The 12,380-nt window shown below is 50.9% G+C and carries 11 protein-coding genes; 3 read left to right on the forward strand and 8 right to left on the reverse strand.

The features are described from left to right. The first annotated feature begins 5 nt into the window (after window positions 1-5). The gene (locus H6F76_RS21980; RefSeq protein ID WP_190448776.1) at window positions 6-881 is read left to right on the forward strand and encodes an NAD(P)-dependent oxidoreductase; all 876 of its coding nucleotides are present in this window, start codon (window positions 6-8) and stop codon (window positions 879-881) included. An 81-nt stretch (window positions 882-962) separates the two neighbouring features. Here H6F76_RS21980 and H6F76_RS21985 read toward each other — a convergent pair whose 3' ends face one another. The 3 genes from H6F76_RS21985 to H6F76_RS21995 form a co-directional block, all read right to left on the reverse strand. Continuing rightward, the gene (locus tag H6F76_RS21985; RefSeq protein ID WP_190511515.1) at window positions 963-1,445 is read right to left on the reverse strand and encodes a glutathione peroxidase; all 483 of its coding nucleotides are present in this window, start codon (window positions 1,443-1,445) and stop codon (window positions 963-965) included. 141 nt (window positions 1,446-1,586) lie between these two features. Further along, the gene (locus tag H6F76_RS21990) at window positions 1,587-2,651 is read right to left on the reverse strand and encodes a potassium channel protein (protein ID WP_190511517.1); all 1,065 of its coding nucleotides are present in this window, start codon (window positions 2,649-2,651) and stop codon (window positions 1,587-1,589) included. 182 nt (window positions 2,652-2,833) lie between these two features. Further along, a complete protein-coding gene (locus H6F76_RS21995; RefSeq protein WP_190511518.1) occupies window positions 2,834-2,983 on the reverse strand; it encodes a hypothetical protein in 150 nt (49 codons plus the stop codon). Between the two features lie 146 nt (window positions 2,984-3,129). Between H6F76_RS21995 and H6F76_RS22000 the strand changes: the two genes are divergently transcribed. Continuing rightward, complete coding sequence (locus tag H6F76_RS22000) at window positions 3,130-4,515, forward strand: S-layer homology domain-containing protein (RefSeq protein ID WP_190511519.1); 1,386 nt, start codon at window positions 3,130-3,132, stop codon at window positions 4,513-4,515. 214 nt (window positions 4,516-4,729) lie between these two features. Here the strand turns inward: H6F76_RS22000 and H6F76_RS22005 are convergent, their stop codons facing one another. From H6F76_RS22005 to rimO, 3 genes are all read right to left on the reverse strand, one after another. Then, on the reverse strand, window positions 4,730-5,515 hold the full coding sequence (locus H6F76_RS22005; protein ID WP_347276092.1) for a 3'-5' exonuclease: 786 nt from the start codon (window positions 5,513-5,515) through the stop codon (window positions 4,730-4,732). Window positions 5,516-5,715: 200 nt separating this feature from the next. Continuing rightward, complete coding sequence (locus H6F76_RS22010; protein ID WP_190448772.1) at window positions 5,716-7,176, reverse strand: DEAD/DEAH box helicase; 1,461 nt, start codon at window positions 7,174-7,176, stop codon at window positions 5,716-5,718. A gap of 115 nt (window positions 7,177-7,291) precedes the next feature. Beyond that, the gene (gene rimO, locus H6F76_RS22015) at window positions 7,292-8,647 is read right to left on the reverse strand and encodes a 30S ribosomal protein S12 methylthiotransferase RimO (protein WP_190448771.1); all 1,356 of its coding nucleotides are present in this window, start codon (window positions 8,645-8,647) and stop codon (window positions 7,292-7,294) included. 655 nt (window positions 8,648-9,302) lie between these two features. Between rimO and btpA the strand changes: the two genes are divergently transcribed. Further along, complete coding sequence (gene btpA / locus H6F76_RS22020; protein ID WP_190448770.1) at window positions 9,303-10,148, forward strand: photosystem I biogenesis protein BtpA; 846 nt, start codon at window positions 9,303-9,305, stop codon at window positions 10,146-10,148. A 146-nt stretch (window positions 10,149-10,294) separates the two neighbouring features. Here the strand turns inward: btpA and H6F76_RS22025 are convergent, their stop codons facing one another. Continuing rightward, on the reverse strand, window positions 10,295-10,873 hold the full coding sequence (locus H6F76_RS22025; RefSeq protein ID WP_190511520.1) for a CDP-alcohol phosphatidyltransferase family protein: 579 nt from the start codon (window positions 10,871-10,873) through the stop codon (window positions 10,295-10,297). A 206-nt stretch (window positions 10,874-11,079) separates the two neighbouring features. Further along, the coding region (locus H6F76_RS22030) for a S41 family peptidase (protein ID WP_206754403.1) at window positions 11,080-12,380 on the reverse strand (1,301 nt) is incomplete at its 5' end.

Here is a 12,380-nt window from a genome sequence, read left to right on the forward strand (position 1 = left end):
TATGTATGCAAAAACTTCTTGTTACTGGAGCCAGCGGGTTTCTCGGTTGGAACCTTTGTCAGATTGCTGCGGTTGATTGGGATGTTTACGGGACTTCTTTTTCAAACGCGATTGCCATTCCTGGCACAACGATGTTGCCGATCGACCTGACTGACTTTCAGGCACTAAAACAACTCTTTCAAACGGTGCAGCCTGATGCTGTTGTTCATCTAGCGGCAGAGTCCAGTCCCAACCGTTGCGAGGCTGAACCCGACGCTTCCTATCGGTTAAATGTCACTGCTGCTGTGGAGATCGCTGCGCTCTGCGCTGATCGCGACGTGCCTTGTGCGTTTGCCTCCAGCGAGATGGTGTTTGATGGGTTGCAGGCACCGTACTTAGAGGACGATCGCGTTTCGCCTATTAACCGCTATGGCGAGCAAAAAGCTCTTGCAGAGGTAGAAATGCTTGAGCGCTACCCCAGAACTGCCGTTTGTCGAATGCCATTAATGTTTGGCGCTGTGCCACCAACTGCTAGCAGCTTTATACAGCCATTTATCCAGGCATTGCGATCGGGTCAAGACCTTAAATTGTTTACGGACGAATTTCGTACACCGACCAGCGGGACAACCGCCGCGAAAGGCTTGCTGCTTGCTCTTAAGCTGACAGAGGGTCGGCTGCACCTTGGCGGCAGAGAACGCGTGTCGCGCTACGAGTTTGGCTGTTTGATGGCAGCTATCCTCGCACTGCCAACAGAAAGTATCATCGCGTGCCGCCAGCAGGATGTACCCATGGCAGCTAAACGCCCTCCCGATTTATCCTTAGATAGCACCAAAGCCATTCGCTTAGGTTATGCGCCGCGTTCTCTGTGTGCAGAGTTGGATGCGCTGGTCGGCAAGGTTTGAGCAGTGGTCAGCCATCTGCTATCAGCCGTCAGCTTTAAGAGTGCTAGACGTGGCAGCTTCAAATGCTTGTTCAACTGATGGCTATTTTTCTAACTCCCGTTCGATCGCGCTGATCAACTCAGGCGCATCCGGCTTAACTGCACTCTTAAACCGCGCTACGACTTCACCTTGCTTATTCACCAGAAACTTTTCAAAGTTCCAGGCGACATCGCCAGCAGAGTCTACTGTCGTAAGGCGAGCATAGAGGGGGTGCTGCTGCCCCCCTTTGGCATGAACCTTGTCAAACAGCGGAAACGTCACATCGTACTTGGTGGAGCAAAACTGCACAATTTCTTCGTTGGTGCCCGGTTCTTGCCCACCATAGTCATTAGACGGAAACGCCAGGACTTCTAACCCTTGCGCGTGATATTGGCGGTAAAGCTGCTCTAGCCCCGTGTATTGCGGTGTGAAGCCACAGCGAGATGCCACATTGACAATCAGCAATACGCTGCCTGCGTAATCTGCCAAGGGCTTTTCTTTGCCGTCGATCGTCGTTACAGTAATGTCGGTAATAGTTGCAGTCATTTCAGTTTCGCCATTAATAGTGCCATCACTATATTGTATGGATGGGCGCGGGTAGAAAGCTAAAGGCTAAAAGTATTGTCAGTGGTCAAATAAATTCAAAGCTCTCTACCGTCGCGGGCAAAGCGCTACTTAAACTCCTCCTCAGCTCTGCCCCTGCACCACATCTCCCCTCCACCGCATCTGCCGCTTAAGTGCATAATGGTGCGCGAACTTGGGGATAGCGCCCTTATGCCCCATCACAATAACTGTATCGCCCTCTGCTAAATGCACATCATGGCTGGGATTGATGAGCGTAGTGCCATCGACCCTGCGGAGTGCTACCACAATAAACGTACCCTTGCCCCGCACTTGCACCGTGCTGATACTACTGCCAATTAACGGCGAACCAGATACTACAGCAAGCTCATCAACTTGGACATCAATTTGAGAAAGCAGTTCATTAAGGCTGCTGCCATCGACTGTTTCTTCGAGAAAGCTGAGGGCTGCTGGATGCCTGATGATGTGTGACATTCGCAGTGCACCAATTTCAGCGGGTAGAACAACATGGTCGGCTCCAGCTTGACGCAGTTTCTTTTCAGTAGATGGATATTCGCCACGCGACAGGATGATGAGGTTGGGGTTGAGTCCCCGCGCCGTCAGCGTAATGAAGACGTTGGCAGCATCATCTGGTAAAACGGTTGCCAGCACTTTAGCGCGTTCGATGCCTGCCGATTCTAAAATACCTTCGTCGGTGGCGTTGCCAAGACGCACAAGGAAACCCATTGCTTCAGCCGTTTCAATCCGTGTCAGATTGTTGTCGATGATGACAAAAGGCTGCTTTGCCTCAACCATCTGACGCGCCAGTATTTGCCCAATGCGACCATAGCCGCAGATGATGACGTGCCGTGTAAGGGTGTTGATCTCTTTTGTCATACGTCTTGCTCCCAATGCCTGGTTGATTTCGCCTTCGGTAATCATCTGGAAGAAACCGCCGAAGATGTAGCCCACAGAGGTGCAGCCAGCGATGATCACAAGCATGGTAAAAATTCTAAGCTGTGGGGTCATAGGACCCATTTCACCAAAACCTACGCCAAAGACAGTAATGACCACCATGTAAATGGAGTCTAACAGGCTCCAGCCGGAGAGCCTGTAGCCTGCCACGGCGATCACGAGGGTTAGTGACAGGAAACCTGCGCCAGTAAGAATGCGTTTGAGTGAACCGTGCATATGATGAGGCGATCGCCAGAAAGAATGTCGAGCAACCCTAATAGCCTCGTTTTGGTTGGGGCTAGCGGAATCGAGAGGGTGCTTAGGGAACTAGCATAGTAAGCCCCGATGACGCTAAACACCCGTCACGCTGAACGTTTCTTGAGCCGTCCAGATCGCTACCGCTCAGTTCTTTTCGTTTTTTATCTCTCTACATGCAGAGTTAATTGATTGATAGTACTGTAGGCGATCGCCTTGCCAATGTAGCGCTTCAAACCGATTAGCTGAAAATTGCTAGCGATCGTCTGTTCATTGTTTAGGGTGGCAAGCAAGTGGCTCAACCGTATCAGCAAAAGGCATCTCGCCTTTCAGGTCACTTCTATCTCTCGCTCCCGATCTATTGTGCCAGTCACAATACTGCCATCTACGATACCTGGTTTGAGGAACACTGTTCGCTTCTGGGCATCGTAGTAGATAGTTGTTGTGGTAATTAACAGTTATGCTTTATTCGCCGAAAGTTCGTTCTATATCTGCTCTTGTCGCAGCCTTGGCAACCACGACCAGTGCTTTAGCGCCTCTATTGATGGTGGCTCCTGCGTCTGCTCAGGCTAGCTTTCCTGATGTGCAGGGTAATTGGGCACAGTCATGTATTTCCTCACTGACTCAGCAAGGCATTATCAGTGGGTATCCAGACGGTACTTTCCGACCCAGTTCGCCAGTGACTCGCGCTGAATTTGCGTCGATGCTTGGCAAGGCGTTTCCTAATGCGGCTCGCACACGCACTGCGGTTCAATTTGTTGACGTGGCTTCTAACTACTGGGCGTACAACGCTATCAGCAGCACAACTCAAACGGGCTTTTTGTCTGGCTATCCTGGCAACGTGTTTAACCCAACACAAAATATTCCCCGTGTTCAAGTTCTTGTAGCGCTAGCTAGTGGACTCAATTACACACCGACGCAGACAGTTTCTAACACGTTGAGCACTAGCTTCTCTGATGCGTCAGCCATTCCTGCCTATGCCCAAGCAAGCATTGCGGCGGCTACTGAAAAGCGCCTTGTGGTGAACTATCCTAACGTCAGCACGTTGAATCCGAATCAGCTTGCTAGCCGTGCCGAAGTCTCTGCTTTCCTTTGCCAAGCGCTGACCGAAACAGGACAGACCGCTGCTACTATCTCCAGCCAATACATTGCAGGTACAGCAACGTCTCAGAATAATCAAACTCAAGGTAGTCAAGTTCTGGCTGGAACTACGATTACTACACGCTATGCAGCCGCACAGCGCATCATTGTCGCACCAAACGAAACTGCACCTCTTGCCTTGACGGTTGCTCAAGACGTGCGGAATAGTCAGGGCACAGTTGTCATTCCTGCTGGTAGCCAGGTGATTGGTCAAATGCAACCTGCTCAAGGTGGGTCACAGTTTGTTGCTAGTCAGGTTGTCATCAATGGTCGGCAGATTGCTTTGAATGCATCCTCTACCGTTATTACAGAAACCCGCGATGTGCGCGATCCTAACTTTGGCACCATTCTTGGTGGTGCAGCGTTGGGTTCAGTCGCGTCTGCTGCCATTCAAGCCTTGTCAGGCGATAAGGTGATTGCTGGTCGGACTACAGTCTTGGGTACTGTTTTAGGATCTGCTGTAGGCGCAAACCAGAATCGGAATCTTGGCAGCACCATTCGTGATGCTGCGATCGGTGCCGCTTTAGGTGTAGGCGTTTCAGGTCTCACGGGCAATCGCACTATTACGCCAGAAAAAGTCTTCACTGGTGCTGCGGCTGGTGCAACGCTGGGTGGTGTACTTGATCGCACCGCAAACAGCCGCGTTATTGTGGTCAACCCGGATTCCGACTTGACCCTCACGGTGAACAGCAACACCACTATCTAAAGGCGGTCGTTAAAGCGTCTCCTGGTCTGTATGCAATCAGTTTCGTTTAAGCATTAACGGACTGACTGAGCTATGAGTCACATTGTGGTGAGAGTGATCAGCGATCGCTCTCGCCATTTTTTTGGCTTACCCAGGTGATCGTCTTACAGGCATCTAGATCCCCAGATCCCTCTGTCCATCCAAACACCAATAACCAAAAACTAATTGTGTTCTCTCACAGCCACGAAAGCTGCGTTGGCTCTGCTTGTTCCAAAAAGACTCGCTCCACTGTGCCGCGTTGGTACATCGGTGTTTTATGACGACCGACTAAACGGGGCGACACACCTGCTTTTTCGAGACGCGATCGCGCTTGTTTACCCGAACAGCCCAAAATGGTGGCGGCATCGCCTAGAGGCAACCATTGCTGGGCAAAGCGCGGCAGTAAGGCTTCGTCGGACTCGTTTTGCACTTCAGTTAATAGACGCTCTGCCAATAGCCAACAGGCGATCGTATCGGCTTCGGCACGATGCGAATGACCCACCGGAAACTTAAAGTGTTGTACCAGATTGGGCAAGCTGCGGGATGGTAAGTCAGGCAGCATGAGGCGAGCAAGGATCACTGTACAAAGCTGGTCTTCAGGCGATCGTGAAAAAACGATATTCAAGTAGTCAAACTCTGCGCGCAGAAAAGCATAGTCAAAGGCTAGATTGTGCGCGGTCAGTACGCCCGTTTGTAGCAGCGGTACATACTGATGCCAGACTTCTTCCGCCAAGGGCGCTTGATCAACCATTGCCTGATCGATCCCCGTAAAGCGGGTAATCATTTCTGGTACGTGTACCTGCGGGTTTACCAGATGAGTCTGCTGATGCTGAATGCCGTCTGCTAGAGTCGCCTGTAAAACGGATACTTCTATCACGCGGCACCCACCAGAGGCACGATGCCCGGTTGTCTCCACGTCTACAACCGTTAAAGGCTGCTGGCTTACTCGGCGATAAAACGCAAGAAGATCGGTTGAAAGCACTGTAAAAATGGCTCAGAGACAACAAAATAGGGTGAGCAACGCCCACCCTATAACTTACGGATGCTTTTAAGAGTCTGTCAACACCGCGCCAATGGGCACAAGGATGGCAGACATTTTTCTGTTCGATCCCCTACTGCCTCAGCAGGTTCAGCCAAACTAAGCCAAACAAAAAAGCTGGGGATCGATGTCATTACTTCATTTTAGCGATCGAGGGATGGCGATACCTGATTCTCAGAGTTGCCAACATTTCTACCACGTTTGACGGGCTTGGGCTTGGCTGAACCACCGCCATTGCCGCCATGTCCACTATTGCCGCCACCGCCATGAAATGTCTCCTCTGCATGATCCTGGTTGTTAGACCGCATCCAGGTCGGACGGGTCTGGTCATACGCCATCTGTAACGCCGCTGCGGCAATCGCGTGAGGTTCATACTCTTCTGACAGTTGCGCCACGATCGGCAAAAAGGATGCCATCCGCTCGCCTACCAGCGCTTCGCGAATTTGACCCTGGAGTTTTTCCAGTTGACGGGCTTCAATCTGAGCGCGAGTTGGAATAGAGACGACCTCTAACCGTTGACGCATATGGAACTCGATATCGCGCAGTTTACGGCGATCAAGCGAATGCACCAGCGAAATCGCTGTACCTTCTTTGCCTGCTCGTCCTGTACGACCAATACGGTGAACATAGTTCTCTACACTATCGGGTAAGTCGTAGTTAATCACATGAGTCAGGTCATCAACGTGGATACCACGAGCGGCAATGTCAGTCGCTACCACCCAGCGCACTTGACGCTGGCGGAACCGGAGCAAGAGCCGTTCCCGTTGGGATTGGCTAAGGTCACCATGATATTCATCGACGCTGTGTCCCGCTGCCTGAAGCTGGCTGGTGAGTTCTGCCGCCGCCTTACGGGTGCGAACAAAGATCAGTGCTGCTTCGGGATCTTCTAGTTCCAGAATGGGCTGGAGGGCACGTGCCTTCGTCCAACCACGGGGGATCATGTAAGCGACTTGATTAATGCGAGTTGGTGCCGTTTTGGGTTGTTCGATCGTGACCGTAATGGGCGAGCGCAAGAACTTTGTTACTAGCTTGCGTACCGATGGCTCCATCGTGGCTGAGAAGAACGCCGTTTGACGTTCGATCGGTGCCTGACTAAGAATCTTTTCGACATCTTGAATGAAGCCCATGTTGAGCATTTCATCCGCTTCATCCAGCACCATCCAGGTCAACTGGTTCAGCTTCAGGTCGCCACGGCTAAGGAGGTCTAGCACGCGTCCAGGGGTACCAACGACGATTTGAGCGCCACGTTCAAGGCGAGAAATCTGCTGGTCGATCGCCTGTCCACCGTAAATGGTGACCACCTTCAGGCGGCGATCGTCGATAAAACCACGTATGGCTTGACCGACCTGCATTGCCAATTCCCGTGTAGGAGTCAGGATCAGCGCCTGCACGGCTGGTAGCTTGACATCAATGCGATCAAGAATGGGCAGCGCAAAGGCAGCAGTTTTACCAGTACCTGTTTGGGCTTGTCCCACAACATCACGCCCGCAGAGAAGATGGGGGATCGCCTGTGCCTGGATAGCAGTTGGGACGGTAAAGTCCATTGATTCCAAGTGGCGAATGCGGGCTTCAGAAAGACCAAGGCTATTGAAAGAAAGGGTCATTGAATCTCCTAGTTAACTAGTTAAAAAGATGAAACGTGTTTGTCTGCAAAAAATGACTGCAAAAAGTGTGTGGCAAGCAGGTAATGCCAGATGCATTCAGCCTGAAGCCCAAGACTCAAGGAACAGCTAACGGCAGCTTAGGTAGTAGATCCGCCGCTGTGGCAACGTGACCATAAAGGTCGTACACATCAGCATCGACGATCGCTACCGGCACAAGCGATCCCAGTGTTGCGCTGCCCCGAATGTAGACCAGACCATCTACATCTGGAGAGAAGCGAGCCGACCGACCAATAAGTTCATTGGTCTCGGGGTTCTCTTGCTCGATCAATACATCAACGACCTTACCTACTTGCGCCCGATTACGCCTGAGCGAAATGGGCTGTTGCACAGTCATCAACGCATCCCGGCGATCGTCCATCACAGCTTGAGGCACCTGATTAGGCAAGCTGAAGGCAGGGGTACCTTCTTCAGGCGAGAAGGTAAAGACACCGACATGATCAAACTCGTGCCGCTGCACAAACTCCAACAAGTGCTGAAAATGCACATCTGTTTCACCAGGGAAGCCGACGATGAACGTCGTTCGCAAGACAGCATTGGGGATCGCTGCTTTAATGCGCTCGATCACGCCGTCATTCACTTGCCCTTGCCACGGACGGTTCATCGAGCGCAGCACATCAGGATGAGAGTGCTGGAGCGGCAAATCCAGATAGGGCAGAACGTTTGGTGTTTCCTGAATGGCAGCAATAACACTAGGCGTCAAACCAGTTGGATAGGCATAATGCATCCGAATCCAGGGGATATCTACATTGCCTAGCGCTCGCAGCAGCTCTGCAAGCCGAGGTTCACCGTAGATATCCAAGCCATAGTTGGTCGTGATCTGAGAGATCAGAATGATTTCCCGCACGCCTTCCGACGCAAGCCGCTCTGCTTCAGCCACAATCGACTCAATAGGGCGCGATCGCTGCTTACCCCGCAGATGAGGAATAATGCAAAAGGCACAACGGTAATCGCAGCCTTCGGCAATCCTTAAATAAGCAACCCCTTCAGTTGTTGTGCGGTAACGAGGGGTCGTTTCATCTGCAATGTAAGTTGGCTCTTGAGAAACCTCTTGGACACGTTCGCCCGTTTCAGTCCGCTCAATAACATTGACAATCTTGTGATAATCGCCTGTGCCAACCAGCGCTACGGCTTCTGGCAGTTCTTCCAAAAGTTGCTCCTGGAAGTGCTGCGCCATGCAGCCTGTGATGACAATCTTTTTATCTGCTTCTGCCAGTTCTACTAGCGTTCGCACAGATTCTTCACGTGCTGCCTGAATAAAGCTACAGGTATTAACAATAACGTAATCAGCTAACTCTTCGTTTGCATCAACTTCGTAGCCCGCTTGGACTAGAAGCCCCAGCATATGCTCAGTGTCAATTCGATTTTTCTCGCAGCCCAAATGTGTGACGGCAATCGTTGGCTTGTTGCCCATGTAATCCTATTTCTAATGGAGTCGAAGGGTGTAGTCGGTAAGCTGTAGCGATCGCTTATGCGACGGATTGACCCCTCGCCTCAAATTCAATAGCAGTTAAAGTAAAACCACTATTCAGTGCAATCGCCCAGATGACAATACTTGATGATGATAGCGCAAAAACGAGAATATTACGATACTTTACGCAGAGGTTCTCTTTTGCTTAAGGAGATGTAAGCCACGTTTTGTTGGCACTCACATCTAAGCAGCCCTTTTAACTACTTCTGTAATAACCCTTGATATTGTAGCCCATCCAACATCGATCATGTCTGACTTAGACTAGCAGTCTTCAAGTCGGTTTCGAGTTAATCAAGGCAAAGAATAGGTGGGCGCGCTCTTCTAAGCACTATCACTGCTGTTAAATAAGCAATTTATTAAAGGAGTAAACCGCTGGGTTGGTTCAGTGACGCAGTGAGCGTAAAACAAGTTTGGATGCCTTTAAGTAGAAGTAGACGGTTGTTTGGTGGCTTTGTAAGCAGCGCTCTATAAGCAGCATGGAGAAATCTCCTTATCTTTACAGTGACGTTAACTACCCTTTACAGCGAATACGGGGACGGTAAAAAGTTATGATTCTAACAGTCGATTCTCTTTAGATGAGTCCGAATTCTTTACGCACGTGGACTTAATTCAAATTTTCAAGACTCCGAACCCAATTATTGGTGTTGTTCATTTGCTGCCTCTGCCGACCTCAGCGCTATGGGGCGGTAGTCTAAGGGCAGTTATTGATCGAGCCGAGCAAGAAGCTACTGCGCTAGCCTCTGGTGGCGTTGACGGCATTATTGTCGAAAACTTTTTTGATGCGCCGTTCCCTAAGGATCAGGTTGATCCCGCAGTCGTAAGCGCAATGAGTTTAATTGTGCAGCGGCTTCAACAGATGGTAACGCTGCCGATCGGTATCAACGTGCTGCGAAATGATGCGCGTAGTGCGCTGGCGATCGCAACCTGCACCCAGACGCAGTTCATCCGCGTGAATGTCCTTACTGGGGTCATGGCAACTGATCAGGGACTCATTGAGGGTAAGGCGCATGAACTATTGCGCTATCGCCGCGAACTAGGTAGTGATGTCAAAATCTTTGCGGATGTGCTGGTAAAACACGCCCGTCCCTTGAGTTCCCCCAATCTTACGGTTGCAGTTCAGGATACGATCGAGCGCGGTCTAGCCGATGCGGTGATCCTCTCTGGTTGGGCAACAGGTAGCCCGCCTAGTTTAGAAGATCTAGAACTCGCTACCGCTGCTGCCAAAGGCACGCCCGTCTTTATCGGTAGTGGCGCAGACTGGGAAAATATCTCGACGTTAATGCAGGCGGCGAATGGTGTCATTGCTTCTACGTCGCTCAAGCGTCACGGTCGCCGTGAACAGCCGATCGACCCCATCCGCGTGAGCCGGTTTGTTGAAGCGACTCGTCGCAGTGTTTCGACGAGCGAGCCGACGGCGCTCCCGTCTCTGCCTTTGCGCTCGTAACGAAAGAAGCAACCATAACTCATCAAAGGCAAGCTATGGCTAGAGCGAATGCCTTAGCGTAAGGTATAGCAGTCGAAGAGCACGTTAGGATAGACCTAAACCCTGAAACGACCTTGGAACAAGGGCTTTAATTCATCCCTTATCCTTCATCCTTTTGCTATATCACGCAGCTTCAGCGCATGAACAAGACTCAAAACATCGTGCTGCCATTCTGGTAACACCAGGGTCATGACAATTTCTTCCACACTATTTAGCACGCAAAAAGCAATGGCAAGCCAGAGTGTCGGTGCGTAACCAAACCCGAACAAGCCAATGGTTGCAATGAGTAAAGTAATACCCCAGGCTTTGGCAGTGAAGGTATGAAAGCTAGGCAACTGACCAAATTTGACTAAGCTCGTTGCAAAAAGCGCTAATTGAGCCGCGATCGCCACTCCCAACGGGATCGCAAAGTCAGTGATTACGGCAGGGTAAACGAGCCATGTGCTCAAAGCGACGCAAAAATAGAGCGTCATATCTGCCCAACTATCAGCCTGACGTAGCTGCACCGTACTAACGCCGAGGCCGCGAGCAATGATGCCATCAAAAATATCAGACAGGACAGCAATCATATAGCCAGTAAGAAACCAGGCAGTGGTGCTGTGATCGAGCGCATCCCATACCAGTAAGGGTGCGATCCCAACGCGAAGACCCACCAGAAAACTGGGAAGCGCACTTAAACGCATCATCGACTTGTCAACCTCTTTCTTCAACCGCTTTTACTAAGGAATGGGAATTAAATAAGTTCAATCTTTGGTAGGGGCAGGTTTTGCTATCAAAGCCATGGCAGAATGCAGTTTGGTCTGCTAAACCCGCCCCTACAGTTTGCAGATTGATGATAAATTCACGATCCTAAGTATGGCTCACTGTGGGGACTGCTAGCAGTTACGCTTAGCTAGTTAGCTGCCGCTGTTCGTGCTTGAATTAATTGACCCAGGCTAGAAACGGCTTTGACGTATTGGGGATCGGCTTCGGTTGCGACTTGTTGCTTCTGCGCTAACGCTTTTTTCTGGTTGGCGGTCAGCTCCACGACAAAATCGGGTGTAATGCCCACACTGTTAATGTCTCGACCACTTGGAGTGTAGTATTTGGCGATCGTCAGCTTGATTGCCGAACCATCACCAAGGGGTTGCACCGCTTGCACCAACCCTTTGCCAAAGGTGCGAGTGCCGACTAAAAGAGCGCGACCGTTATCTTGAAGCGCACCTGCCAGAATTTCACTGGCGCTGGCAGAACCATTGTCCACCAGTACCACAAGCGGCTTATCGGTGAGCGCTCGTCCGTCTGTAGCATACTGTTTTCTCACTGTTTGTCGATCAACCAGCGACACGATCGGCTTTTGTGACATCCACATACTCGCAATCTTGAGGCTGGCATCCAGCAGCCCACCTGGATCGGAGCGTAGATCGAGAACATAGCCTTTAACTCCCTGCTGTTCAAGCGCGACGATGGCTCGATTCATTTCAGCGGGAGCCGTGCGCGTAAACTCTGGCAGGCGGATGTAGCCAATCTTGCCAGCATCGGTCATTTGTGTGCGATACGACACTGGATTGAGGGCAATGTTAGCTCTAGTAAGCGCAAAGGTCAGATTCTGACTGCCGCGCCGGATCGTGAGTACAACCTTCGTACCAGCCACCCCTTTGATTTGCTTCACCGCCTCATCAATAGTCATGCCCTGTGTCGATCGCCCATTAATCTTAGTAATGACATCAGCAGATAGAATGCCTGCTGTTGCGGCGGGCGATTTTTCGATCGGTGCCACTACAGTGATCGCTTTGGTCTTTTCGTCTGTCCCCAGTTGAAGCCCCACGCCAGATAAGTTGCCGTTGATTTCAGCATTTAGCGCTGTGTAAGCCTGTGGCTCAATGAACTCGGTATAGCGATCGCCCAGCTTTGCCACCATTTGCTGAATCGCCACGTATGCCTGCTGTTTGGAGCTATAAGAGCGACCCAGATAGCTTTGCCGCACTGCTTTCCAGTCTTGACGGTTGAAACTGCCATCGACGTAGTTTTGGTCTAAAACCTGCCAGACTTTATCAACTAACTGCTTTGGGCTAGGTTGTAAGGGTTCTGCCCAACCTTTGATACTGCTGGCGAAACATTGCTTAACTTGTAGGCTGAGCCATGAGCTTGGCGTACTGAGAGATCCGAGTTGTTGCATGAGGAATTCCAGACAGCCAATTGAAAATTCGCTTC

Source organism: Leptolyngbya sp. FACHB-321, from assembly GCF_014695975.1.
In the GTDB taxonomy this organism is placed as follows: domain Bacteria; phylum Cyanobacteriota; class Cyanobacteriia; order Leptolyngbyales; family Leptolyngbyaceae; genus Stenomitos.

Coding starts and splice junctions, on each gene's coding strand:
- H6F76_RS22010 (WP_190448772.1), bottom strand. CDS start 7,176: ATGACCCTTTCTTTCAATAGCCTTGGTCTTTCTGAAGCCCGCATTCGC.
- H6F76_RS21990 (WP_190511517.1), bottom strand. CDS start 2,651: ATGCACGGTTCACTCAAACGCATTCTTACTGGCGCAGGTTTCCTGTCA.
- rimO (WP_190448771.1), bottom strand. CDS start 8,647: ATGGGCAACAAGCCAACGATTGCCGTCACACATTTGGGCTGCGAGAAA.
- H6F76_RS21985 (WP_190511515.1), bottom strand. CDS start 1,445: ATGACTGCAACTATTACCGACATTACTGTAACGACGATCGACGGCAAA.
- H6F76_RS22000 (WP_190511519.1), top strand. CDS start 3,130: ATGCTTTATTCGCCGAAAGTTCGTTCTATATCTGCTCTTGTCGCAGCC.
- H6F76_RS21980 (WP_190448776.1), top strand. CDS start 6: ATGCAAAAACTTCTTGTTACTGGAGCCAGCGGGTTTCTCGGTTGGAAC.
- H6F76_RS22025 (WP_190511520.1), bottom strand. CDS start 10,873: ATGATGCGTTTAAGTGCGCTTCCCAGTTTTCTGGTGGGTCTTCGCGTT.